This is a genomic window from Prevotella sp. P5-50, from assembly GCF_002251295.1.
GTDB lineage: Bacteria > Bacteroidota > Bacteroidia > Bacteroidales > Bacteroidaceae > Prevotella.
Genome location: NZ_NPJA01000035.1, coordinates 1 through 25,414, shown reverse-complemented (window position 1 = coordinate 25,414; position 25,414 = coordinate 1). Strand labels below are relative to the sequence as shown.

The 25,414-nt window shown below is 45.1% G+C and carries 20 protein-coding genes and 1 pseudogene; 10 read left to right on the top strand and 11 right to left on the bottom strand.

The window, feature by feature from the left end:
- Positions 1 to 21: 21 nt before the first annotated feature.
- From CIK88_RS08475 to CIK88_RS08460, 4 genes are all read left to right on the top strand, one after another.
- Positions 22 to 1,485 (top strand): carbon starvation protein A, encoded by a 1,464-nt coding sequence (locus CIK88_RS08475; RefSeq protein ID WP_094435850.1) that lies wholly within the window; start codon positions 22 to 24, stop codon positions 1,483 to 1,485.
- A gap of 21 nt (positions 1,486 to 1,506) precedes the next feature.
- Positions 1,507 to 2,355 (top strand): carboxylating nicotinate-nucleotide diphosphorylase, encoded by an 849-nt coding sequence (gene nadC / locus CIK88_RS08470; protein WP_094390479.1) that lies wholly within the window; start codon positions 1,507 to 1,509, stop codon positions 2,353 to 2,355.
- Between the two features lie 50 nt (positions 2,356 to 2,405).
- Positions 2,406 to 4,052: a dipeptidase gene (locus CIK88_RS08465; protein WP_094435848.1), complete on the top strand. Its 1,647-nt coding sequence runs from the start codon at positions 2,406 to 2,408 to the stop codon at positions 4,050 to 4,052.
- 237 nt (positions 4,053 to 4,289) lie between these two features.
- Entirely contained in the window at positions 4,290 to 6,305 is a 2,016-nt protein-coding gene (locus tag CIK88_RS08460; RefSeq protein ID WP_094435846.1) for a sensor histidine kinase KdpD, read from the top strand.
- Positions 6,306 to 6,401: 96 nt separating this feature from the next.
- Here CIK88_RS08460 and CIK88_RS08455 read toward each other — a convergent pair whose 3' ends face one another.
- Positions 6,402 to 6,761: a hypothetical protein gene (locus CIK88_RS08455; RefSeq protein ID WP_094390476.1), complete on the bottom strand. Its 360-nt coding sequence runs from the start codon at positions 6,759 to 6,761 to the stop codon at positions 6,402 to 6,404.
- Positions 6,762 to 7,064: 303 nt separating this feature from the next.
- Here CIK88_RS08455 and CIK88_RS08450 point away from each other — a divergent pair, with 303 nt between their 5' ends.
- On the top strand, positions 7,065 to 7,697 hold the full coding sequence (locus tag CIK88_RS08450) for a peptidylprolyl isomerase (RefSeq protein ID WP_094390475.1): 633 nt from the start codon (positions 7,065 to 7,067) through the stop codon (positions 7,695 to 7,697).
- 18 nt (positions 7,698 to 7,715) lie between these two features.
- Positions 7,716 to 8,792, top strand: coding sequence for a chorismate synthase (gene aroC / locus CIK88_RS08445; RefSeq protein ID WP_094390474.1), 1,077 nt, complete (start codon positions 7,716 to 7,718; stop codon positions 8,790 to 8,792).
- A 214-nt stretch (positions 8,793 to 9,006) separates the two neighbouring features.
- On the opposite strand, the gene nifJ is transcribed toward aroC, so the two are convergent.
- Positions 9,007 to 12,585: a pyruvate:ferredoxin (flavodoxin) oxidoreductase gene (nifJ, locus tag CIK88_RS08440; RefSeq protein WP_094435844.1), complete on the bottom strand. Its 3,579-nt coding sequence runs from the start codon at positions 12,583 to 12,585 to the stop codon at positions 9,007 to 9,009.
- 35 nt (positions 12,586 to 12,620) lie between these two features.
- The gene (locus CIK88_RS08435) at positions 12,621 to 13,808 is read right to left on the bottom strand and encodes an ATP-binding protein (protein WP_094435842.1); all 1,188 of its coding nucleotides are present in this window, start codon (positions 13,806 to 13,808) and stop codon (positions 12,621 to 12,623) included.
- 118 nt (positions 13,809 to 13,926) lie between these two features.
- Here CIK88_RS08435 and CIK88_RS08430 point away from each other — a divergent pair, with 118 nt between their 5' ends.
- Positions 13,927 to 15,012 (top strand): hypothetical protein, encoded by a 1,086-nt coding sequence (locus CIK88_RS08430; protein WP_094435840.1) that lies wholly within the window; start codon positions 13,927 to 13,929, stop codon positions 15,010 to 15,012.
- A 41-nt stretch (positions 15,013 to 15,053) separates the two neighbouring features.
- Positions 15,054 to 16,685, top strand: coding sequence for a glycoside hydrolase 43 family protein (locus CIK88_RS08425; RefSeq protein ID WP_094435838.1), 1,632 nt, complete (start codon positions 15,054 to 15,056; stop codon positions 16,683 to 16,685).
- A 523-nt stretch (positions 16,686 to 17,208) separates the two neighbouring features.
- On the opposite strand, the gene CIK88_RS08420 is transcribed toward CIK88_RS08425, so the two are convergent.
- From CIK88_RS08420 to CIK88_RS08410, 3 genes are read right to left on the bottom strand one after another with little or no spacing between them, the layout of a single operon-like run.
- Positions 17,209 to 17,853: an MBL fold metallo-hydrolase gene (locus CIK88_RS08420; RefSeq protein ID WP_094435836.1), complete on the bottom strand. Its 645-nt coding sequence runs from the start codon at positions 17,851 to 17,853 to the stop codon at positions 17,209 to 17,211.
- The gene (gene rsmG / locus CIK88_RS08415) at positions 17,847 to 18,470 is read right to left on the bottom strand and encodes a 16S rRNA (guanine(527)-N(7))-methyltransferase RsmG (RefSeq protein WP_094435834.1); all 624 of its coding nucleotides are present in this window, start codon (positions 18,468 to 18,470) and stop codon (positions 17,847 to 17,849) included. Before rsmG ends, CIK88_RS08420 begins: the two co-directional genes overlap by 7 nt.
- A 17-nt stretch (positions 18,471 to 18,487) precedes the next feature.
- Positions 18,488 to 19,279 (bottom strand): RsiV family protein, encoded by a 792-nt coding sequence (locus tag CIK88_RS08410; protein ID WP_094435832.1) that lies wholly within the window; start codon positions 19,277 to 19,279, stop codon positions 18,488 to 18,490.
- A gap of 593 nt (positions 19,280 to 19,872) precedes the next feature.
- On the opposite strand from CIK88_RS08410, the gene CIK88_RS08405 reads away from it, so the two are divergent.
- Both CIK88_RS08405 and CIK88_RS08400 read left to right on the top strand, forming a co-directional pair.
- Positions 19,873 to 20,637 carry a hypothetical protein gene (locus CIK88_RS08405; protein WP_094435830.1) on the top strand — a complete coding sequence of 255 codons (765 nt, stop codon included), beginning with the start codon at positions 19,873 to 19,875 and terminating at the stop codon, positions 20,635 to 20,637.
- Positions 20,624 to 21,586: a nucleotidyl transferase AbiEii/AbiGii toxin family protein gene (locus tag CIK88_RS08400; protein ID WP_094435828.1), complete on the top strand. Its 963-nt coding sequence runs from the start codon at positions 20,624 to 20,626 to the stop codon at positions 21,584 to 21,586. The genes CIK88_RS08405 and CIK88_RS08400 overlap by 14 nt, the downstream gene beginning before the upstream one ends.
- Positions 21,587 to 22,005: 419 nt before the next feature.
- Here CIK88_RS08400 and CIK88_RS08395 read toward each other — a convergent pair whose 3' ends face one another.
- The 5 genes and pseudogenes from CIK88_RS08395 to CIK88_RS12410 all read right to left on the bottom strand — a co-directional run.
- The gene (locus tag CIK88_RS08395; protein WP_094435826.1) at positions 22,006 to 22,353 is read right to left on the bottom strand and encodes a hypothetical protein; all 348 of its coding nucleotides are present in this window, start codon (positions 22,351 to 22,353) and stop codon (positions 22,006 to 22,008) included.
- Positions 22,354 to 22,359: 6 nt separating this feature from the next.
- Positions 22,360 to 23,403, bottom strand: coding sequence for a Fic family protein (locus tag CIK88_RS08390; RefSeq protein WP_094435824.1), 1,044 nt, complete (start codon positions 23,401 to 23,403; stop codon positions 22,360 to 22,362).
- 807 nt (positions 23,404 to 24,210) lie between these two features.
- On the bottom strand, positions 24,211 to 24,309 hold the full coding sequence (locus tag CIK88_RS12415) for a smalltalk protein (RefSeq protein WP_158214619.1): 99 nt from the start codon (positions 24,307 to 24,309) through the stop codon (positions 24,211 to 24,213).
- Positions 24,306 to 24,494, bottom strand: a complete 189-nt coding sequence (locus tag CIK88_RS08385) for a hypothetical protein (RefSeq protein WP_094435822.1) — start codon at positions 24,492 to 24,494, stop codon at positions 24,306 to 24,308. The genes CIK88_RS12415 and CIK88_RS08385 overlap by 4 nt, the downstream gene beginning before the upstream one ends.
- A gap of 54 nt (positions 24,495 to 24,548) precedes the next feature.
- A pseudogene (locus CIK88_RS12410) lies at positions 24,549 to 25,414 on the bottom strand (hypothetical protein); the annotation flags it as partial.

Below are 25,414 nucleotides of genomic sequence, written 5' to 3'. Positions count from 1 at the left end.
TTTATAAATAACAACTAAAAAATGGTATCTTTTATATTGAGTCTTGTGGCTCTGATTTTGGGATATCTTCTCTATGGACGCTTTGTGGAGAAGGTATTCGGTCCAAACGACCGTCTGACGCCAGCTGTTGCTAAGGCTGACGGTGTTGACTATCTTGTACTTCCTGGATGGAAGATTTTCATGATTCAATTTTTGAACATTGCCGGTACTGGTCCTATTTTCGGCGCTATTCTGGGCGCGAAGTTTGGTCCTGTGGCTTATCTGTGGATTGTGCTCGGCTGTATTTTTGCCGGAGCTACGCACGATTATCTCAGTGGTATGCTTTCCATGCGTAATGACGGAGCCAGTCTGCCTGAACTTATCGGCAAGTATCTGGGCCGCAATGCCAAGATGGTGATGTTGGCCTTCACCGTACTGCTGCTTATCATGGTCGGTACGGTATTTGTATATTCCCCAGCCGAGATCCTTCATTCGATATGGGGTTCGACTCTGTTTTGGATTATAGTCATTTTTGCTTATTATGTAATTGCAACCATGTTGCCAATCGATAAGATCATAGGAAAGATCTATCCTCTTTTCGCTTTTTCGTTGCTTTTTATGGCAGGCGCTCTTATGGTGATGCTCTTTGTGAAGATGCCTCAGCTTCCAGAGCTATGGACTCATTTTTATAATATGGGTGCAGAAGCCGAACCGGAGAAATGGACAGATCAGATATTTCCTTGTCTCTTTATCACTATTGCCTGTGGTGCCATTAGCGGTTTCCACGCTACTCAAAGTCCATTGATGGCTCGTTGTGTGAAAAGTGAGCACATGGGACGCCCCATCTTCTATGGTGCCATGATTACCGAAGGAGTTGTGGCCTTGATTTGGGCTACCGTATCATCTTGGTTCTTCTATGGCAGTCCGGCTCCTGGATACGAACTGATTGCTGCTGTGAATACAGGATTTTCGACATCAGCCCCTGCGGTCGTAAATATCGTTTGTAACGACTGGTTGGGTGTGGCAGGTGCTATTCTTGCCTTGTTGGGTGTCGTAGCTGCCCCTATTACCAGTGGTGATACTGCATTCCGTTCTGCCCGTCTGATCATTGGTGAATGGCTTCATATCGACCAACGTCCAATCATCAAGCGTCTTGCCATTTGTCTGCCCTTGTTTATATCCTCCATCGCCATGTTGGTTTGGCAGATAGAAAATCCTGATGGCTTCAATATCATTTGGCAGTATTTTGGATGGGCAAACCAGACGCTTAGTGTATTTACCCTTTGGACATTAACGGTGTATCTTGTACGCCAGAAGAAACCCTATATCATCACGCTCATACCTGCGTTGTTGATGACAACGGTGTGTACCACATTCCTCTTTGTCTCCAAACAAGCATTCCACCTGCCTGAAAACATCGGATATCTGTTAGGCATCCTCTGTCTGGTTGTAGCTCTTGTGTGGTTTATTGTCTGGTACAGAAAAGAAAAAAGCAAATTAGTATAAACTCTTAAATACAAAAACATTATGTTAAGTGTAGAACAACTCGTGGATCAACTTATTGATCTCTCCTTTGCCGAAGATATTGGCGATGGTGACCACACCACTTTGTGTTGTATTCCTGCTGACGCCATGGGAAAATCGCATCTACTCATTAAGGAAGATGGTATTCTTGCTGGTGTAGAAGTTGCCAAAGAAGTGTTCCGTCGCTTCGACCCAGAAATGCAGGTAGAAGTACTGATGGGTGACGGATCGAAAGTGAAGAAAGGCGACATTGCCATGGTAGTAACAGGTAAGGTGCGCTCTTTGCTTCAGACAGAGCGTCTGATGCTTAATATCATGCAGCGCATGAGTGGTATTGCCACTATGACCAATCGTTATGTAGAACGCTTGCAAGGTACAGGAACACGCGTGCTCGATACCCGTAAGACCACACCAGGTATGCGCATGTTGGAGAAACAGGCCGTGAAGATTGGCGGTGGTGTGAACCATCGTATTGGCTTGTTTGACATGATTCTGTTGAAAGACAATCATATAGATTTCGCAGGAGGCATTGTTAATGCTATTGACCGCTGCCACAAGTATCTTGAAGAAAAAGGACTCCATCTAAAGATAGAAATTGAGGTACGCTCGTTTGATGAATTGCAGCAGGTTCTCGATCATGGCGGCGTAGATCGCATCATGCTCGATAATTTCTCTGTTGCTGACACCAAGAAGGCGGTTGACATTATCGCACATCGTTATGAAACAGAGTCGAGTGGTGGTATTACCTTTGATACCATTCGCGACTACGCCGAACAAGGTGTTGATTTCATCTCGGTTGGCGCTCTGACCCATTCTGTCAAGGGATTGGATATGAGTTTCAAGGCTTGTTAGATGTTGATGTATAACTATGAAATTTCACGATAATGTTACAATGTAAACGAATGATTCTTTCGGTGAGCATGCTGATGGCAAGCATGATGGCCACCGAAATGGAAGCTTGCACCAATTTTATTGTCGGCAAGAAAGCCAGTGTTGACGGATCGGTCATCTGCAGTTATAGTGCAGATTCCTTTGGTTCTTACATGCCACTTTATCATTATGCAGCAGGTAAACATGCTAAGGGTACCAAGCGTAAGGTTTATGAATGGGATACCAATAAATATCTTGGCGAGATTGATGAAGCAGAAGAAACCTATAATGTAGTTGGAAATACCAACGAATGGCAAGTTACTATTGGTGAGACTACGTATGGCGGTCGTGAGGAAATGGTTGATTCTACAGGTATCATCGACTATGGTTCACTCATTTATATCGCCCTGCAACGTTCACGCTCAGCTCGTGAGGCCATCCGCGTAATGACCTCTCTTGTAGAACAATATGGTTATTGTTCAGAAGGTGAGACATTCACCATCTGTGATGCTGACGAAGCATGGATTATGGAGATGCAGGGATGCGGTCCTGATCGAAAGGTATCCAAAGAGCGTACCGTATGGGTTGCTTTGCGTATTCCCGATGATGCTATCTGTGCACACGCCAACCAGAGCCGTATCGGACGTTTTAATATGAAGGACAATAAAAACGTTCTCTATTCAAAGAATGTGGTGAAGTATGCCCGTAAGATGGGATGGTACACTGGTAAGGATGAAGATTTCTCATGGAAATGGACTTATGCAGCTCCCGATTTCTCTGGTCGCCGTATTTGTGATGCTCGTGCATGGAGTTTCTTCAATCACCACAAGAAGGGAATGGAACGCTATCTGCCATGGGTACTCGGTAAGGACAAAGATGCCGAGGATATGCCTTTGTGGTTAGTACCTGACAAGAAACTGAGTGTTGCCGATGTTATCAACGACATGCGTGATCACTATGAAGGCACCCCGTTGGCTATTGATTCTACCGACATCGGAGGAGGAATCTGGCAGATGCCTTATCGCCCGACACCTCTTTACTATAAGGTTGATGGTAAAACTTACTTCAACGAGCGCCCAATCTCAACCCAGCAGGCATCCTTCGTATTTGTTTCGCAGATGCGTTCTTGGTTACCTCGTGAGGTTGGAGGATGTTTCTGGTTTGGCAACGATGATGGCAATATGGTGGTATTCGTGCCTATCTATTGTTCGATGACCCAGCGTCCGGAATGCTTCAATGCACCAGGAGCTGATGCCATCACTTTCAGCGACCGTAGTGCTTTCTGGGTGTGCAACTGGGTGAGCAATATGGTTTATCCCCGTTATTCAACTCTCTTCCCCGACTTGAAACAGGTGAGAGACTCTTTGCAGCAGTCTTATTTCGACCAACAGGCAGAAATAGAGGCGAAGGCACAGACGATGGAACCTGCACAGATGCAGAAGTTCCTCAATGACTATAGTGTCAATAAAGCACAGCAGATGCTTGCTCGTTGGAAGCAGTTGGCTACCTATCTTATCGTTCGCCATAACGACATGGCAGTCAAACCTGTAGATGCTCAGGGACGATTTTTGCGTAGCGAGTATGGTTTTGGTAAAACTGTTGAACGTCCTGGTTATCCTCAGCCGTTTGCTCGTCGCCTTGTCAAAGAAGCTGGCGATCGATATAGTAAACCTGAATAAAAAAGCTACAATAAGCCTAAATCCGGTCATAAGGATTTGGGAGAGATTAAATAATCAGCACACTGGTTTCCCCGACCGGTGTGCTTTTTTTTATTTGCTTGTCCAGGAATGCGAATATTTTAAGGTTCTGTATAGAGAAAAAAGATAAAAAACTTGGTAGTGAGTCAATTAGTTTGTATATTTGCATATTGGTTAAGCACGACCATATCATATTACTAACACCTAACCAGATAATATATGACCAAAATCGTAACTGTTTCAACCTCTGTGCTTGTCAAGAGTGTTTTGACGATATTTGTGTTGGCAATAGCATTGTTAGCCCAAGCAAAAAGTCAATATGACGGCTTCAAGACCGCCCACCTTCAACAGTTGTATAAGAATGCAGAAGCAGCCATTTATAATGATAATGCCATGCAACTTTCACAAATGCTGATGAGAGAAGGAAAGAAGCAGAACGATACGCTTGCCATTACTGAAGCCTATACGCAGCAAGTGTATATTTATGCGCTGAAAGATAAAAATCCTAATAAGGCGCGTGAAATCCTTTACGAACTGAAACAGCACTATCCTAAGCGTATGAATGCCATTTTCAACTGCTTTCGCTTTGTGATGTATGGTTATCAGAACAACGGACTATTCCATACTGCAATGGTCATAGCACGCGAAATGACAAATATTTCCCAAGAACCTCGCTGTGTGATAGAAGGCAAAAGTGCTATCTATGAACATTATAATGATACCAATAATGAGCAAATGGCATTGAATACTATGCAGGAACTCTGTCAATATATTGACCGCACCTTCCCAGGTGAAAAGATCAAAAAAGCCTATATGGCAGCGACCATATTCTCTGAAATGGCATTAGCGGCTTGCAGCAATGGTAAGAATGCTTTGGCGTTGAAGTATCTGAAGCGTACTAAGGAACTCTACGATAAGTATAAAGATGACTATGAAAAGCGCGACCATCCATCGCAACATTGCCTGTGGGCATTTCAATTGAATCGGTATTGGTATATTTATGGCACCTATTGTTTGCAACATGATACAAAGAATAGCAAACCGAAAGGTGACAACATAGAATTGTCAACCGTGCTAAAAACATTATTAGCAGACAAAAGCGATGATTCAAAGCGCTATTACTATAATCTTGTTATGGAACACGCTATGAACCAAGGCAAATGGCACCAGGCTTTACAAGCTTCCGATTCTATTGTCGCTATCAAGAAACGTATGGAAATAAATCCATATACCAGTTTGTATTTTAAGAATCGTGCAGAAATATTGGAACATCTGAGAGACTATGAAGGTGTCGTAGAATGTTATAAGAAACTGGTGGAAATCAACGATTCTAATCGTCTGGCGGAGGCACGTAGCAGTACGGAGGAATTCTCACAACTTCTTGGATTGCATGATCTTCAACGCCGCAACTCTGCTATTCAGGAAGAACTCGAACATAAGAAATTGCAAGAGGCATATTTCTTTATCTTTGTCTCTGTTGTCATATTGATCGTATTAGGATTGTGGCTCTTCTCGGCATTAAGGGCACGCAAAAAATTGCAGAGAGCTTATAATGATGTGTCGTGTGCACTTGAAATGAAAACCAATTTCATCCGTAATATCCAACATGAGATTCGTACGCCGCTCAACGCCATTGTGGGTTTCTCTCAGATTGTAGATATGAATTATGCAGATAATCCAGAGTGTAAGGAGATGACCAAACTCATCGTCGATAATGGCGTCTTATTGACTAAATTGATCGACAATATTATTGATGTGTCGGATGTTGAGAGCAGACAGTTGAAGGTAAGTACTTTCAATCCGGTAGCATTACTCCACGATACTGTACGTCAGATGGAACATCATACAGAATGTTCGTTTGAAATAACAACGCAAATGGAGCCAAATTCCGACCAGACATTCTGCAGTGATATGGATCTCATAGGCAAAGCGTTAGCACTCGTTATTGATAATGCTACAAAATTTGCAAAAGAAGGTCATGTGGTGTTGAACTGTGCCATAGATGGAGATCTCTTGCGTTATACGGTGACCGATAACGGTCCTGGTATTCCTGCCGATAAGCAAGAATGGGTTTTCGAACAGTTTACAAAGATTAATCCGTTTACTGTAGGTACGGGTATTGGACTTCCTCTGTGCCGTGCTATAGCCCGCCGCTTGGGAGGAAATGCCAAGATAGATGCCAGTTATACGCAAGGATGTCGCATCATTATAGAAGTGAAGCGTATGAAAGGGTAGAGGAGTTGTATAACAGAGCAACAAAAAAAATCGCTGTCCTCATCATGAGAACAGCGATTCCATTGTCTATATTAACCTTTTCACATCGGAGGCTGATTATTTCAGACCACGGTTGGCCATGGTCGCGTTCAGCAGCATTACATACTTTTTGTACTGTTCTTCATTAAGTACGGTGTGCATGTAAGCCAAGTCCTTGTTGATGGCTTTGTTCATCATAGTACCACGCTCTTCCTTGCTTGACTGTCCGGCAAAGTCCATTTCTGCACAGAATACCTTGTGGATGTCAGCAACGCTTGCCTTTTGGTCACCAGTCAAATCAAGTGCACGTGAGAGCATGTTCATGTTGATGTTCATGTTGTAAGCCTCAGCATTGTTTACGCTGTTAGTGTTCTCATTGTCTGCAAAAGCCATTGTCATACTCAACATTGCAGCTACTGCAAAAATCATTCTTTTCATTTTAGTTACCCTTTCTTTTACCTTAAATTAATAATGTTATCCTTACTTGTCTTCAGGTCTTATTCCTGTTTGACGATGCAAAGATAGAGAGTATTTTGATATCATACAAGTGGTTTTGTATGTTTGTGTGCGCAAACAGCTTGTTTCTTGATTTTAATCAAATAACAGCGAATATAGAACACATTTAATCAGATTTTCACGAAAGCGCATAGAATATTTGTTTTTCCATCAAATTATGCGTACCTTTGCATACAAATTGAAAATAGAGTTAGAAACATAATTGTAATACAAATAGATAAAGATATGAATAACGCAAACAATAAGTTTATAGCCCTCACTTACAAACTCTATGTGGATGGTGATCATGGTAAAGAAATGGTAGAAGAAGCTAAGGCTGACAGACCATTCCATTTTATAAGTGGATTTGGATTTGCCCTCGATGCTTTTGAACAACAGGTGATTTCCTTGGAAAAGGGTGCGCAGTTCAGCTTCTCTCTTTCTAAAGACGAAGCTTATGGTGATTATGACGATCAACAGGTTGCATCGTTGGACCGTACCATATTCCATGTGAATGGCAAATTTGATAGCGAACATATATATGAGGATGCCATTGTTCCCTTGCAAAACGCAGAAGGGCAACGCTTCTACGGTCGTGTATTGGAAGTGGGCAACGATAAGGTGAAAATAGATATGAATCACCCTCTGGCTGGCGAGACCCTCTATTTTGAAGGTGAGATTCTGGAAAACAGAGATGCTACAGAAGATGAGGTTAAGAAACTGATTGCTCATCTCAGCGGTAAAGGTTGCGGTGGCGGTTGCCATCACGACGGTGAAGGATGTTGTGGCGGTGGGTGTGGGAACCACGACGGAGAAGGGTGTTGCGGAGGACACGGCGATGGTGAATGCAGTTGCGGTGGCCACTGTCATGAAAACTAATCATTAAAACGATATAAGGTGAAAAATACGTTTGGACATCTTTTCACGCTTACCACATTCGGGGAAAGCCACGGTGAGGCAATTGGCGGTGTGGTAGATGGAATGCCTGCGGGCATTCTCATCAATCCTGATTTCATCCAACAGGAACTTGATCGCCGACGTCCGGGACAAAGCAAGATAACCACGGGACGGCAGGAAGCCGATCGTGTCGAACTGCTTAGCGGTGTTTTTGAAGGACGTTCGACAGGATGTCCTATTGGTTTTATTGTACGTAACACCAACCAACATTCGTATGATTATGACAACATGCGTGATACATTCAGACCATCGCATGCTGATTATACCTATCAACAAAAATACGGACTGAGAGACCATCGCGGTGGTGGACGTTCGTCAGCTCGCATTACCATCAGTCGGGTTGTAGGAGGTGCATTGGCAAAACTTGCTTTACAACAGTTGGGTATTTCGGTCGAGGCGTTCACCTCTCAGGTAGGGGATATTGCCTTATTGCATGATTATACCCATTACGATCTATCGTTACGGGAGAATAATATCGTGCGTTGTCCAGATAGCGAGAAGGCTGCGGAAATGGTGCGCTTGATAGAAAGCGTCAAAGCTGATGGCGATACTATTGGTGGCATTATCACTTGTGTGGTAAAAGGGTGTCCTGCTGGATTGGGTGAGCCTGAATTTGGAAAATTACATGCTGCTCTTGGTAGTGCCATGTTGAGTATCAATGCTGCCAAAGGTTTTGAATATGGTGAAGGTTTCAGTTGCGTCAACTCACGTGGTTCTCAGCAGAATGACATCTTCGTCAATCGAGATCATCACATCACCACATTAACCAACCACAGTGGTGGAATTCAAGGTGGCATCAGCAATGGAGAAGATATCTATTTCCGTGTTGCCTTCAAACCAGTGGCTACCATTCTGCGCGAGCAACAGACTGTCAACATCGAAGGACAGGAAACAACGCTTTTAGCGCGTGGCAGACACGATCCTTGTGTATTGCCTCGTGCCGTACCTATTGTAGAAGCAATGACGGCAATGACCATCTTAGACTATTATCTGCAAAACAAGGCAACGACTTTGTAAATAAGACATAAGAGTCAATTCGTCCAAACACAGATTGAATAGGAATAGCAAACAGGTGTCAGTTTCTGATGCCTGTTTTTTTTTTCGACTATAGAAAGATGAAACTGGTGCGGTTTCTATATTTACAAGAACGAGTATGTCATGACTTGACAGCGCATAAAAAAAGGCAAGGCCCATATAGAGCCTTGCCAATGATTATAGAGAGGAGAGGGGATTAGTCTTCCCAGTTCTCCTGAGTCTTGCGAACATAGGTCTTGTAACGCTGCTGAGCCATCTTCTGTGCCTCGGCAAACAGTTCTTCGGCCTCGTTAGGATAAGCCTTCTTGACAGAAAGGTAACGAACCTCACCAAGCAGGAAGTCGTGGAAGTTTGCCCAGTTAGGCTCCTTAGAGTCGAGTGAGAATGGGTTCTTGCCCTCGGCAGCCAACTCTGGGTTGAAGCGCCACAGGTGCCAGTAACCACATTCTACAGCCTTCTTCTCCTCAGCCTGGCTCTTACCCATACCGCCCTTGGCCTTCAGACCGTGGTTGATACATGGAGCGTAAGCAATGATGAGTGAAGGTCCGTGGTAAGCTTCTGCCTCGCGGATGGCTTTAAGGGTCTGAGCGTGGTCAGCACCCATAGCAATCTGAGCAACATAAACATATCCATAGGTAGTGGCAATCATACCGATATCCTTCTTCTTGATGCGCTTACCCTGTGCAGCAAACTGTGCGATAGCACCGAGAGGAGTAGCCTTTGAAGCCTGACCACCGGTGTTAGAGTAAACCTCGGTATCAAGAACGAGAATGTTCACATCCTCACCGCTGGCGATAACGTGGTCGAGACCGCCGTAACCGATATCGTAAGAAGCACCGTCACCACCGATGATCCACTGTGAACGTTTCACGAGATAGTGGTCGAGTGTCTGCAGTTCTTTGCAGATATCGCATCCAGCCTCTGCACCTGCCTTGATGCAAGCCTTGAGTTTTGGAGCAATCTCCTTGGTCTTTTCAGCGTCTTCCTTGTTGTCAATCCATTCCTGAGCAAGAGCCTTGTATTCGGCAGGTGCATTCTCGCTGGCGATGATTTCGCCGAGCAGGATGGCAACGCGCTCCTTCATCTTCTTGTTACCCATAGTCATACCAAGACCGAATTCGCAGAAGTCCTCAAACAATGAGTTGTTGAAGGCAGGACCCTGACCCTTTTCGTTGGTGGTGTATGGAGTAGAAGGAATTGATGCAGAGTAGATTGAAGAACAACCGGTAGCGTTGGCAATCATCTGACGGTCACCGAAGAGCTGAGACAGCAACTTCACGTATGGAGTCTCACCGCAACCAGCGCAAGCACCTGAGAATTCGAAGAGAGGCTGAGCAAACTGTGAGTTCTTCACGTTGCTCTTCACGTCAACGAGATCCTGCTTAGACTTCACGTCCTTCACAAGTTTCTCCCAGTTCTTAGCTTCCACCTTCATATCCGCAGCATCGGGGTTGAATGGAGCCATGGTGAGAGCCTTGCCGAGTTTTGGATTACCTGGGCAGATATCAGCACAGTTACCGCAGCCAAGACAGTCGAGTACTGATGTCTCGATACGGAAGTGCATGCCCTTCATAGCGGCAGGAGCCTTCATCTGGATAGTCTTGAAGTCGTCGCCGAATCCTGCAAGTTCCTCGTCGGTCAGAACGAATGGACGGATGGCAGCGTGAGGACAGATGTATGCACACTGGTTACACTGGATACAGTTGTCTGGATTCCAAACGGGAACGAAGGCTTCTACACCACGCTTCTCGTAAGCAGCAGTACCAACCTGCCATGAACCGTCAACGGTGTTGTGCTTCACAAAGTCGTTCACAGTCAGCAGATCGCCGGCCTGGGCGTTGATGGGGCGAACAAGCTCCTTAACGAATGTGGGAGCGTCGTCCTGCTTCTCGGCATCATCAGCCAAGTTAGCCCATTCGGGTTTAACCTCGAATTTCTTGAATTCACCACCACGGTCGATAGCAGCATAGTTTTTGTCAACAACGTCCTGACCCTTGGCACCGTAAGACTTCAAGGCAGCAGCCTTCATCTTTTCAACCGCAAATTCTACAGGGATAACCTCTGTGATACGGAAGAAGGCACTCTGTAGGATGGTGTTGGTGCGGTTACCCAGACCGATTTCCTGTGCAATCTTGGTAGCGTTGATGGTATAGACAGTAATGTTGTTCTGTGCGAAGTAGCGCTTAACCTTGTTAGGCATGAATTTCTCCAGTTCAGCATCATCAAAGATGGTGTTCAACAGGAATGTACCGTTCTTCTGCAGACCACGTGTTACATCGTACATGTGTAGGTAAGCCTGAACGTGGCAAGCTACGAAGTTAGGAGTAGTTACCAGATAGGTAGAACGGATAGGAGTATCACCGAAACGCAGGTGCGAGCAGGTGAAACCGCCAGACTTCTTAGAGTCGTATGAGAAGTAAGCCTGGCAATATTTGTCGGTGTTGTCACCGATAATCTTTACAGAGTTCTTGTTGGCACCGACAGTACCGTCAGCACCCAGACCGTAGAACTTAGCCTGGAACATGCCGTCGCCACCGAGTGCGATTTCCTCTACTGCAGGCAGAGAGGTGAAGGTCACGTCGTCAACGATACCCACGGTGAAGTGGTTCTTGGGCTCTGGCATGGCGAGGTTGTTGAATACAGAGATGATCTTGGCGGGAGTAACGTCTGATGAGCCGAGACCGTAGCGGCCACCTACGATGAGAGGACGGTTTTCCTGGTCGTAGAAAGCTGCCTTAACGTCGAGGTACAGAGGTTCGCCGTCGGCTCCTGGCTCCTTGGTGCGGTCGAGTACAGCGATGCGCTTTACGCTCTTGGGAACTGAAGCGAGCAAGTGCTTCACTGAGAAAGGACGATAGAGGTGTACGCTGATCATGCCGACTTTCTGTCCGTTGGCGTTCAGATAGTCGATAGCCTCGCGTGCAGCGTCTGTTGCAGAACCCATGAGGATAATCATTCTGTCTGCATCCTCAGCTCCATAGTATGAGAAGAGGTGGTATTCACGACCGGTAATCTTTGAAATCTCACCGAGATACTTCTCTACTACTTCAGGTACTGAATTATAGTAGCTGTTGCATGCTTCACGGTGTGTGAAGAATGTTTCGGGGTTCTCAGCGGTACCGCGAGTAACAGGGCGCTCAGGGCTCATAGCACGGTCGCGGAAGCGCTTGATGTATTCCTCGTTGACGAGAGGACGGATATCTTCCTGATCCATCAACTCAATCTTATGATACTCGTGAGAGGTGCGGAAACCATCGAAGAAGTTAACGAAAGGAACGCAAGTCTCGAGCGTTGCGAGGTGGGCAACGGCAGTCATATCCATCACCTCTTGAACAGAACCTTCGCAGAGCATGGCGAAACCGGTCTGGCGGCAAGCCATGACGTCCTGGTGGTCACCGAAGATACACAGTGAATGTGAAGCCAGAGTACGTGCAGAAACGTCGAATACGCATGGGATAAGCTCACCGGCAATCTTGTACATGTTAGGAATCATCAGGAGCAGACCCTGTGATGCGGTGAATGTGGTGGTGAGAGCACCGGCCTGCAGTGAACCGTGAACGGCACCTGCGGCACCAGCCTCAGACTGCATTTCCTGTACTGCTACGTTTTGTCCCCAGAGGTTCTTACGACCACGAGCAGCCCATTCATCGACGTGCTCCGCCATTGGAGATGACGGGGTGATGGGGTAGATAGCAGCTACTTCCGAGAACATGTAGCTCACGTGAGCAGCAGCCTCATTACCATCACAAGTGATAAATTTCTTTTCTTTTGCCATTGTTTTAATAAAAATATTAAATGATAAAACTTTGTTTAGTATAGGAATCCCAGAAGCCATAGTGGTATCTGGTTGTCTTTTCCGATTTCTGTATTATAGCGTGCATAGATGGTGTCGGGCGAGTTTCGGGTCTTTCCTGATGCTTCTGCATCACAGACGCGGAATTTCAAGCGTTCATCTACTATATATAAGGAGTCGCGCGAACCTTGATTTATCTTATGGTCTTTCCACAGCGAATTGACGAAGAAGGTCTCCATGGCATTCTGCTTTTCTACGTGGATGGGGTAGATGGCATAAAGCAGATTGGAGTTGTGCAGCATGATTTTTGCCGGTTTCTTGGGGAAATCCTGTCCCACAGGGTAAATCATGTTCAGCAGTCTGGCGTCAGTAAGATATTTCACGTAGTTCATGACTGTGGCGCGACTGGTCTCTATCTTGTTGGCCAACTGGCTGACGTTGGGCGCTTTCGGACCTTCTTCTGCCAGGAGGTAGAACAGTTGTTTGATTTTCGTGAGATATTTCAGTTCAATCTGTTTGATGAGTAGGATATCCACTTCTGTCATCATGTTCATGGTTTTCAGCAGGTTTTCCGAATAGTTGCGCTGTTCCTGATAGAATGGATAGAAACCATGATGAATATAATCTTGGAAGTATTTGTTGGGTGATACTTTTGGTAATATTTCCTTGATGATGTGCTCGTGGTCGGCAAGAATCTCTTCAAGCGTATAGGGATGGAAATTGTTGCCGGTTTGGAGGTTGATGAATTCACGGAAGGAGAAACCTCTGAGGTTATAACTCTTCACGATGCCGTTCAGTTCGGGGTTTTCCTCTTTCAGTCGCATCACGCTTGATCCAGTGAATACTATTTTCAGTCCGGGATGCTCGTCATAACATCGACGAAGCTCCTCCGACCAGTTGGGTTGTTTGAAAACCTGGTCAACCAACAATACGCGTCCTCCTCTGTGATAGAATTCTCCTGCAAAATCTGCAATGCCTCTCTCCTGAAAATAGAAATTGTTCATGTTGATATAGAGACATTGGCGGTCTTGAATGTCGAATTTCTCTTTTGCATATTGCAACAGGAAGGTTGTCTTTCCGATACCACGCGTTCCCTTGATGCCTATCAAGCGGTCGTTCCAGTTGATTTCGTCCATGAGGATTCTGCGAACGGGTGCGTTCGTGTGCTCAACCAAATATCGATGTGTTCGAAAGAATGCTTCCATTGAAAAGTACGATTTGTTTTAAAACGTTTGCAAAGTTAATAATTTATTTGTAATTTGCAAACTCTATATTGCAAAATATCAAAAAAAAGTTGTAAATTTGCATCCGAAACAAACTATTATGAGTAATTTCTGCCTTTTCAACCCAGAACATGAAATAGCTTTAGCGAGCAATTTGATGAATTTCACAGCTCCGAAGGCTGGACGTATGTTACGTGCCGACTTGGGATTTCTGCCTGTTTTTTGGGCGGAAGAGGGGGATGTTATTCTTGTGGATGATGTTGACAGTTGTCAAAACGCCTTAGACGATTTCCTTTCTGACTGCGCATGGTGGTTGAAAACTGCAGACAAGCATCTGCCTCATGTCGTATGGACTGATGGTCGCAGGATGGATCGTATTCCCCTGCCGTCTTCCATCGACCCTTGGGGATGGGATCCGGCTGTTTGGAACAGATTGTCGCGTATCGCCATAGCCAAGGCCTTGTTGCCGTCGCTGCATCATATCGAACAGATACGCCTGTTGGCACATCGTCGTACTGCTGCCCGACTGCTGGCGCAGTTGTCGGGAACGGGAATTGTCGGTGAGGCTTTTGAGTGTCATACGATGAAAGAAGTCGAGGACCTGGTCGCTCGTTACAAGCGTGTCATGATCAAAGCGCCTTGGTCGTCGAGTGGGAGAGGGGTGCGCCCCTTTACTCCTGATAAGCTGTTGGAGGCTCCGCAAAAAAAGTGGATAGAAAACCTTCTCCACCAGCAAGAGTCTGTCATGGTTGAACCCTATTATAATAAGGTGAAGGATTTTGCCATGGAATTTACGATGACCCATGATGGTCAAGTCAGGTATGAAGGTCTGTCGCTCTTCCATACCGACCATACTGCCTATACGGGTAATCTCTTGGCTACAGAAGAAGTGAAGCGAAAAGCCATAAGTACTTATTTTTCAACCCAACAGTTGGATGATATTAAAGTGAAGATTTGTAACTGTTTGCCCAGCCTCTTAACTCCTGTTTATCAAGGTCCTTTAGGCATTGACATGATGGTCGTGGAAGATGGCAAGGGTCATTTGATCTTGCATCCTTGCGTCGAAATCAATCTCCGCCGTACCATGGGACATGTGGCTTTATCGCTTTCCCCTACGCATGGTGATGAGGTTGCCATGATGCAGGTTGTTTACGATCAGCATTACCAACTCAAAATTACCAAGTAACAAGTATTTCGAAATCTCATTTATCAAATAACAAAAAAAACATGAAAAGAAAAACTCTTCTACTAACGCTGCTGGCAGTTACCCTGTGTGGTCATGCGCAGTACAAATCTCAGGTGTGGTCACCCGATAATGGTGACGGAACATACACCAACCCCGTAATCAATGCCGATTATAGCGACCCCGATGTCTGCGTGGGATCTTCTGGCGATGATTACTATATGACAGCATCCAGTTTCCAGTGTATTCCCGGTTTGCCCATTCTTCATTCCAAGGATCTCGTCAACTGGCAGTTGGTGGGACATGCGGTGAAGGAACTTGAACCCAAAGAGGTTTTCGACAAACCGTCACACGGTAAAGGTATCTGGGCGCCTTCCATCCGTTATCATAACGGCGAATATTATATCTATTGGGGAGATCCTGACTTTGGCGTCTTTATGGTTAAAAGCAAAGATCCCGCAGGAGAATGGAGCAAACCGCATTGCGTGATAGCAGGCAAGGGAATGATCGACACCACGCCGTTGTGGGATGAAGACGGACGCTGCTATCTGGTCAACGGATGGGCTAGTTCAAGAGCTAATTTTGCATCGATGCTGTGTGTGCGTGAACTCTCTGCCGACGGAACACGCGCCATCAGCGATCCTGTCATTGTCTTCGACGGTAATGGTACGGAAAACCGCACTTGCGAAGGTCCTAAATTCTACAAGCGCGACGGATGGTACTGGATTATGTGTCCTGCCGGCGGCGTACCTACCGGTTTCCAGTTGGCTATGCGCAGCAAGTCGCCATACGGTCCTTACGAACATAAAATCGTATTGGCACAAGGCAAAACCAATATCAACGGTCCTCACCAAGGCGGATGGGTACATACGAAATATGGAGAAGACTGGTTCCTGCACTTCCAAGACAAGGATGCCTATGGTCGTGTGGTTCATTTGAATCCCGTTGACTGGTCCACAGGATGGCCTATCATGGGCAAGAAGGGTGAACCTGTCACCACTTACAAGAAACCCAAGTCGTCATCATCGGTTATTGTCAATCCGGAAGAGAGTGATGAGTTCAACAAGCCGACGTTGGGTCTCCAATGGCAATGGCACGCTAATTATCATCAGTTCTTTGGAATGCCTACTGCTTTCGGCACCATGCGTGTTTTCACATATAAACAGGATGGAGGTGCGAAGAATCTTTGGAATGTGCCCAACATGCTGTTGCAGAAGACTCCTGCCGACCGTTTTACCGCAACAACCAAACTTCGCTTAACCGCTAAGGCAGACGGTCAGTATGGTGGTTTTATCATGATGGGACTTGATTATTCAGCATTGGTAGTGAAACGTGTCGGTAATGAGTTCCGTCTGATACAGATGACCTGTAAATCGGCAGACAAGGGAAATGCGCAGAGCGAGACACTCATCGCCACGCTTCGTCCTACCGCTGTTGATAAGGTAAATTACAAACCAGCTATTCACGAAGATATTTACCTCCGCATGACCGTCAACGATGGTATGATGCAGTTTGCATGGAGTCAGAACGGTAAGAAATTCACCACCTGTGGCGAACCGTTCAAGATGCGTGAAGGAAAATGGATTGGTGCGAAGATTGGTTTCGTAGCAGTAGATACAAATCCCAATGCGGATAAAGGTTGGATTGATGCCGATTGGATTCGCTTCACCAAATAATCATTTCAGCAAGAGACACTCTTAGATGATATCATTTCCGCACCACTTGGACGTTCTTCCAGTGGTGCGGATTTTTTTTTGTAAGTGGCATAAGAATCCACAGAATACACGGAGCGTTTAGGTTATAGGTTATAGGTTAAAGGTTAAAGGTTATAGGTTATTTTTAAGATTCTCGTTAAGATTTCGAGCCTGTAAGGCGATCCCCATTAAAATTCTTCCCAAAAGCGAGGCATTCGAGCGCATTTTCAGTTAGGATTTTTGTTAAAGATTTTAAGTCTCGCAACTGAGGGAATTGATTGAAGTTAAAGAAGTTATCACTCCCTACGGTCGTTCGGGAAGTTAAGAGACAATAGCCTTTTGCCGTAAGACGTAGGACATTTGTCCCTTAACTTCTCTCTAACTTCCCTAACTTCTCTTAACTTCCCCACATGCGAAAGTTCAGTAAAGATTTTATTTCCGTCTAACATCCGTCTAAGATCCGATGATTGACTTCCGTGTGAGATATTTCCAGAGTCACCATGGATTAGTATATCAGATAGGGATTGGAGCGCAGCTCGTCCGCCATACTTGTTTGTGGTCCATGACCACATAAGAGTATAGTGCTTTCGGGCAGACTGCGCAACAGTTTCAAACTCTCCTTCATTTGCGCATAGCTACCGCCAGGGAAGTCAGTACGTCCGATACTCTGTTTGAATAGCGTGTCGCCCGTAAACGCCACCTTTTCTTCTTCGCAGTAGAACACACATGATCCTGGGGTATGGCCAGGTGTGTGAAGAATCGTAAAGGAATGGTTGCCAAACGCCACCGTTTCTCCATCAGTAAAATAATGTCCTACGGGAGCGTACTCCTTTTGAAGCAACATACCGAGCATCGACGATGCCTGATCAGCCAGGTTTTCTATGAGCGACTGGTCTTCAATCCTTAGTTCAACCTTCAGTCCAAACTCCTTGTATATGACATCGTTACCGATATTGTGGTCGAAATGTCCGTGGGTGGCAATTAGGTGCACAGGCGTCAGCTTGTTGTCGTGGATGAACCGTGAGATGGCTTGATGCTCCTCAGGGTAAAAAGCCCCACAGTCTATGATGACACACTCTTTTGTTTCGTCATAGACCACATAACAGTTTTCCTGCAGCATGTTGCAGGTGAAGCGTTGGATATTCAGCATGGCAGATATACGATATTTTTCTCTTGAAACCATTCCTCATCAAAGAAGGAACTGATGTCTGTTATTTCCACGATATTGCGGAACGGTTTTGTTTCCTCTTCCAGATGCCCGCCCTTAAGACAGATGATGCCGTTGGGCAGACTGTTGCGTTGATCGCGTGAGATATTCTTCTTCACTATTTTATAAAGGTCAGTCAACGGCATGACAGCGCGACTCACCACAAAATCATACTTGCCCTTTTCCTCTTCACCCCGGAGGTGGGTAGGGTGGCAGTTGGTCAGGCCGATAGCTTGGCAAACCTCCTGCGCCACGCGGATTTTCTTTCCCGTACCGTCGATGAGTTTGAAGTCGCATTCAGGAAACAGTATGGCGAGGGGTACACCGGGAAATCCGCCACCAGTGCCGAAATCGAGAATGGTAGAACCGGGAGTGAAGTGCGTCACTTTCCCGATAGCCATCGAGTGGAGCACATGGTGCTCGTAGAGGTTGTCGATGTCTTTACGTGATATCACGTTAATCTTCGCATTCCACTCCCGATAGAGTGCGTCAAGCGCCTCGATTTGCTCCTTCTGTCTGGAGGTGAGATCAGGAAAATACTTGAATATAATGTCTGTCATCTTGATTATTGAAGCGTTTATTGTTTTTTCATTATAGCCTTGAGTTGTCCATAGGAAATCGTCAGTTCGGTATCGCCCGTGGCGTATGGTGCTATTTCGTATGGATTATAGTGGAACGTCACCTCTTTTGTGCCCAATATATAGTTGTCAGGCACATAGAGGTCCATGGTCATCAGATACCCCTTGTCGTGCAGCTCATCCATGTTCTTCGAGTTTGTTTTGCTCATCAGTTCCGAAAGGAGCATGTCGCAGAGCGGTTGCTCATAACCCGTCACGAAGATATCGTTGAGATTCAGCAGTTGTCCACTGTCAGCATCGAAGTTCATCACCATGGTCTGGTGGTTAGGATGTGCTCCGCCTTCGTATGTCATGAGTTCCACCCGATAGACGATGGCATCGTTCAGTCCAGGTGTTACTGTCGTTCCCAGTTTATACTGGTATTCGTACCATCCCTGTCGTTCCGTGTCGTGTTGGTCATCCCTGTAGAGCGGCATCATGTTTTCCCGATAGCTGTCAGCGTATTGCTTCACAAACGCGTCAACAGCCTGTTGCATGCTCAGTTGTTGGAGATTGAAGATCCGTTGTTCTATGGTGTTATTGATGCGTTCCGCCCTTTTGCTTTTTTCATCCAGGTATTTCACTTGGATATCGATGGTGCATGCAGGGCTGTGTGGAGCATCAGTCAGTGCCATATTCCGGTTGACAACAACCTCTTTGAAAAGGCTGTTGACATCGTCTTTGTTTTTACATCCGCATAGCACCAAGCAAACAGCCAATGCAGTGTATATAATCTTCTTTACGTCTTTCATCGACTTGCAAAGTTACGCATAAGGGTTTGAAAATGCAAATTATTGCAATAATAGTTTCTCTTTCCCATTCGTTTTTTGTATTATCCAAAAAAAAATCCACGGAGCACACAGAAATCACGGAAAGATTATAGTTAAAGATTCTTGTAAAGATTATAGTTAAGATGTCGAGCCGTAGGCGATCCATAATAAAATTCCTCCCAGAAGCGAGGAACTCGAGCGCATTTTCAGTTGAGATTTATATTAAAGATTTTACAAGGGAGATAATCTGCGAATCCCTAAAATATTTCTTGCGAAGCAACATCTTAAAAAAGATTTCCTCCAAAGATTTCTAGCCTTCAGGCTACCCCAAAAAATACCGTTTCCCAAAACTGTTATCTGTTATCTGTTATTTGTACCGCAAAAAAATCATTTTTGGAAACTGTCAACTGTCAACTGTAACGCTTGGTGTTGATGTCATTGACCCGTCCCTGTGACATTTTGTTCCTCCGTAGTCGGACAATTAAGATGGAAAGAATATATAAAAAAGTATAAAAAGTTTCTGATTTTTCTCATAAATATATTAGATTTTATATTTTTGTGCAAAATTAGAAACAATGACAGAACTATTGAGTATATTATATAAGCTGCGGATATTCACTTCGGATGAACTTTCTGAGGCTCTGAAAGGCAAGGTGAAATCGGTGGAAGCGTTGCTTGCTCGGTACAAGCAACAAGGGTGGATTGTGGCTATACGGCGCAATACCTATTGCATGAAGGATATTGCATCTGGCTTACCTGTTTGCGACAAGTATGAGATAGGAAGCCACTTGTCACCTACAGCTTGCATCAGTTATCACACAGCATTGGAATTTCATGGATTGGCTCATCAACCCTTCAATGAGGTTTTTGTGAAAAGCATGACTCGCTTCAATTCCTTTCCTTTCGACGATGTGGATTATACCTATTGCCGACAAACAAAGGAAATCGTTGGTATGATGACACCCAAGGGAAACCCTTATGTGCGAGTAACGGATGTGGAGAGTACGTTGTTGGATTGCTTTGACCGCATCGACCGAGCTGGTGGTATTGAGGAATTGCTGCATTGCATGGAGGGTATCGTCTTGCTCAATGAGGAAAGGCTCATCGATTATCTCGCAAGGTACGACAAGGCATTCCTGTACCAGAAGACAGGCTATCTGTTGGAGCGAATCAAGGAACAAGCCAACATCTCAGAATCCCTCTTGGAGCTGTGCCGAGCCAAGGGAACCAAAAGCGTCAAGTGGTTGACTAACAACGATGAGTCGGATACATTTGTAAATAAATGGCGCATGTATGTGCCGCAAGAACTAACATCAAAGGAAGAATATGAACTCATATAACAAACAAACTCTTGACATCATCGCCAAGGAGCAAGGCTTTATTCGCGACAACCTCGAAAAGGTGATGCGACTGGTGGAGATACTCAACTATTTCCATGACAGTCCTTTGCTGTCTAAATCTCTTGTGCTGAAAGGTGGCACAGCCATCAATCTCACCGTTTTCCAACTGCCAAGACTCTCGGTAGATATAGATCTTGACTTTACGGTGGATTGCGACCGAGAATCCATGCTCTCCATTCGCCAAGAAGTGAATAACGAGATTCTACGCTATATGGAGTCGGATGGTTATCATCTTGCGCCTGGCTCCAAGACACCGCATACGCTTGACTCATGGGTGTTTCATTATACCAATGCCGCAGGCAACAACGATGGCATCAAGATAGAAATCAACTATTCCGACCGTTGCCATATTCTGCCTGCCATAGAGACTCATGTGTCCATTCCGTTTCTGAGCGATGTGAAGGTACGTTCTCTTTCACCTGTCGAATTGTTTGCCACCAAGATAAACGCCTTGATAGGTAGAAGTGCTGCACGTGACATTTATGATGTCTATAACATGGTGAAGCATCAGCTATTCGTGAGCGATGAAGAGAAAACGTTGCTGAGAAAAGCGACCGTCTTTTATCTGACTGTTGGCTCAAGCAGAAAAGACAACACTACGCCTACAGAATATATTGACTTTCCGCAGATAGACAAGATCCGTTTTCCGCAGATTCGTTCGCAACTCTTGCCTGTGCTTAGGCGCAGTGAGCATTTTGACTTTGAAAAAGCCAAGACAGAAGTGAAAGACTTTCTCTCAAAGCTATTGGTTCTGACAGAATCAGAGAAAGAATATGTGCGGGAATTCAATGACAAGAAGTATATTCCAGAATTGCTGTTCGAAGATAAAGAGATGGTCAATAGAATCAAATTTCATCCTATGGCTTTGTGGAAGACAAGGAGTCGTTGAATGTTTTTCTGTAAATTTTGAAAAAAAGTTATTGTTTTGCTTAGTTTTTTGCTTGGCTCAACTGTATAGATAGTGTATGAAACAGGAAAAGGACATAGAAAGAATGTTTCGTCAGCATTACGAGATGTCACAGGGACAGGTCAACGACATCAAGAATAATGCACAGTTTTTGGGTTTTAAGAATGATAGGAGAGTAATTCCCCTGTTTTACGATTTTCCATGCAAATTTATAAAAATAAAATGAGAGTTGCGAAGATGTTGACTGAAAAAATTATATTCATCTTTATTTTCTTTGGCCAGGCCTTTATCGAAGAATGATACAGGAGGTCAAAATGGCCCTTGTTTTTGCTTTCCCCAAACTGTTATCTGTTATTTGTTATCTGTAACGCAAAAAATTCATTTTTGGAAACTGTCAACTGTCAACTGTAACGCTTGGTGTTGATGTCATTGACCCGTCCCTGTGACATTGAGTTGCCGATCTTATGAACCAAACGGATGTCGTCATCCAGATTGACATCATGATTGATAAAGGCATAAGTTTCTGGCTTATGAAGCAGATCGTTGAGGGTTTCCCGTTCGTCTATCTGAACGTTTTTCATCTTCAACATGTTCTTCACAAGCCATTCCAAGGCTTTGCGAGAACTATTGGCTGAAGCCTCAGGATATGTTGCCTGCAAAGTTTCTGCCATATCGCAGTATTCGTACAAGCGTTTGAACCCAGGCACTTCCTTTGCTAAAAGCAGGATATAATCGAAATTCTTAGCCATATATCGTTATTTCTTTTTATACGTTCTGTTCTTATTGCCGCCTTGTGCTTCGATATAGCCGAACTCCGTAAGTTGGCGCAGGTAACGTTTGGCAGTTGTTTGAGTTAGGTTAAATTGCTTGGTGATGATCTCTGTTGTGATTTCATCCTTTCCGTCTGCAAAGATTAAAATATCGGCCAATTTCTTAGCTAATGCTGGCTTTATCGACCATTTATCGACCATTTCCTCTGCAAAATCAATTTTATCGACCATTTCCTCTGTCATAGACTTGATAAATTGGTCGATATCCCATTTAAGATGCTTACAATGCAATTGGGTCATACAGTCCAGAAATATCTGAATATCTTCATTCTCTCTTGTGTCTATCAAAGCCTGAATATATTCAGCTTTATCCTCCCTAAGCACTTTGGTGGGTAACACACCATATTCTATTTGGAGCAAATTCATCAATAGTCTGCATGTTCTGCCATTACCGTCAGCCCAAGGGTGAATGGAAACCAATTCAAAATGTGCCCAAAAGCTTAGTTCATAGATAGCCGCAATATCTGTCTTATCAATCGCCATACGGCGTTTGTTCAGTTCCTCACAGAATGCTTCAAGTCTTGAGGGTACTTTCAAGTACGACACATACGACTTTCCTCCAAAGCCTGCTGTCACATTCAGTTTTCTTAATTCGCCTTTAGCTGCAGAGAAATCTCCCCCAAGAGAATGATATTCACTTCCAGTACGAGCCATAACCTTTGATGCAAGTGTGATTAGCCAATTTACAGTAATAGCTTCATGGTGTTTTATCCACTTCATGCCATAGTCGTATGCTGTTATAAGGTCAAGGTTCATCAGTTGTTCTACCAAGGTGCGCTTTTGTGATGTGATGCCTTCATCAAACAACAGTTGAGCTTCCAATTCTGTAACAGTAGAACCTTCGATGGCTGTGGAGTGCGTGATGATAGAGTACAGATAGAACTTTTCGTAGTCTATCTGCTCACTAATGCCTAACTCCTTGTGTTGTTGAATGAGGCTCAATAGCATTTCTTTATTCTCTTTCGTCATATAGCTTCGGTTTTATTCAAACCAATACTGCATGCGAGATGCAAGCAAGGTTTCAAGATGTCACAGGGACAGGTCAACGACATCATGACTGATGCACAGTTTTTGGGTTTTAAGAATGATAGGGGAGTAATTCCCCTGTGTTACGATTTCCCATGCAAATTTATAAAAATAAAATGAAAGATGAGAAGATGTGGGAAGAAAAAGTTGTCATTCGTCTTTATTTTCTGTAGTCAGGCCTTTATCAAAGAACTATTCATGAGGTCAAGATGGCCCTTGTTTTTGCTTTCCCCAAACTGTTATCTGTAACAACTGTAACGCAAAAATGAGTTTAGGAAACTGTTATATTGTTATATTGTAACGCTTGTAACGCAAAACAAAATCAGGGAGGCAGCAAACAAAATCTTTAACAAAAATCTCGACTGAAAATGCGCTCGAATACCTCGCTTTTGGGGACGAATTTATTATGGATCGCATCGGAGATGCTCGAAATCTTAACGAAAATCTTTAGAATAATCTTTAACAAGAATCCGTGTCCTCCGTGTGATCCGTGGATGTTTTTAGTTGCCTACGGCAAGAAATCTTTGGAGGAAATCTTGTTTAAGATGTTGCCTACGGCAAGAAATATTTTAGGGAGATAGCAATCTTAAATAGATTTCTGGACCGTTTAGGTCCTTAGATTTTACATGAAGATTTCCTCTAAGATTTCTTGCGAAGCAACCCCCAAAAGAATCCGCTTAGAATGTGTTCCGTGGATAAAAAAACACCCACGAACCACACGGGGCGGTTCATGGGTTTGCGGAGGGAGTGTCACCCGATGGTGAAACCAAGGGCCGAGAGCACGGCGGTGATGGTGGTCAAAGCAATGTTGATGATGACGCTCCACTTGTTTTTAGAATCTTGTGTCATGATAGTTTTCTGTTGATGATGTTGTGATAGTCTTTAATGCCGAGGAAGGTGGCACACAGTATCAAGAGCTGGGCAACGAGGATGAGGACGGATCCCGAAATCTCACCTTGCGGAGGCATCATCATGCCAGCTACAGCGAAGAGGATAGCACAGACGAAACTGGCTAATGAGAGTATTCGTTTCATACGCTAAATGTGAGGGTTAAAGAGTCCCGCGGACGTTCCGCAGGACTCTGTGGTTCAGCCTTCCAGTCCACCACCACCGGGTTCCTGTTCACCAGTGTCGCTATTCGACTTGAAGTAGGCAGTGAGGGCGGTGTTTGAACTGAGCGTGATGCTGCGTGAGGCATTGGTGTCGCCATCGCTCCATCGGTTGAACTGGTAACCTTCGGCAGGCGAGGCACTAATCTCCACCGACTGACCCGCAGGGTAGCGACCTGCACCGGTCACCGTGCCACCGACTGAGGGATTAGCGAGGAGCTTGACCTCAAACTTCCCGTCGGAGGGAGTCACATCGGGGACAGCGGGAGTGACGGGAGCTACCGAACCGTTGCCGTCGGGAGTGAGGAACACATCGGCGCTGCTGCCGTAGCTCTTGCACGCCTTGGTGAACGCATCGTCCGTCTTGTACGCCTGCAACATGCTGTTGTTGTCGATGAGGTATTGGGTCGATACCTTGGTCTTGCCGTAGTCGTTGCGGCTGTGTACCCAGGCAAACACACCGTCGCCCTCGTCCGCACCATGGGCGAGGAAGCCCTCCTTTGCAGCGAATCCCACCTTGTCAACGAGATCCCAGAGCTTCGCAGTCGATTCCTTGTCGAGCACTACGTAGCTTGCACTGAAGGCGCAGTAGGGAATCTGAGTTTCCGCGTTCAGACGCTGCAACACCTTGTAGAAGCTGATCTGGTCGCCGTAGTCGAACTCCTGATTGTTGGTCACCACCGCCTTGGCGAAGTCCTTCACCGTGGTATTCTCGTCAATGGCGAGACCTCCGAGGTTGATGCTGGTCACCGCCTTGTCGCCAGTACCCTTCACCGAGATAGAGGGCAGCGTGCCTTGGGTGATCTGATAGGGAGCTGCGATGCATGCGCCGCCATCCGATTCAG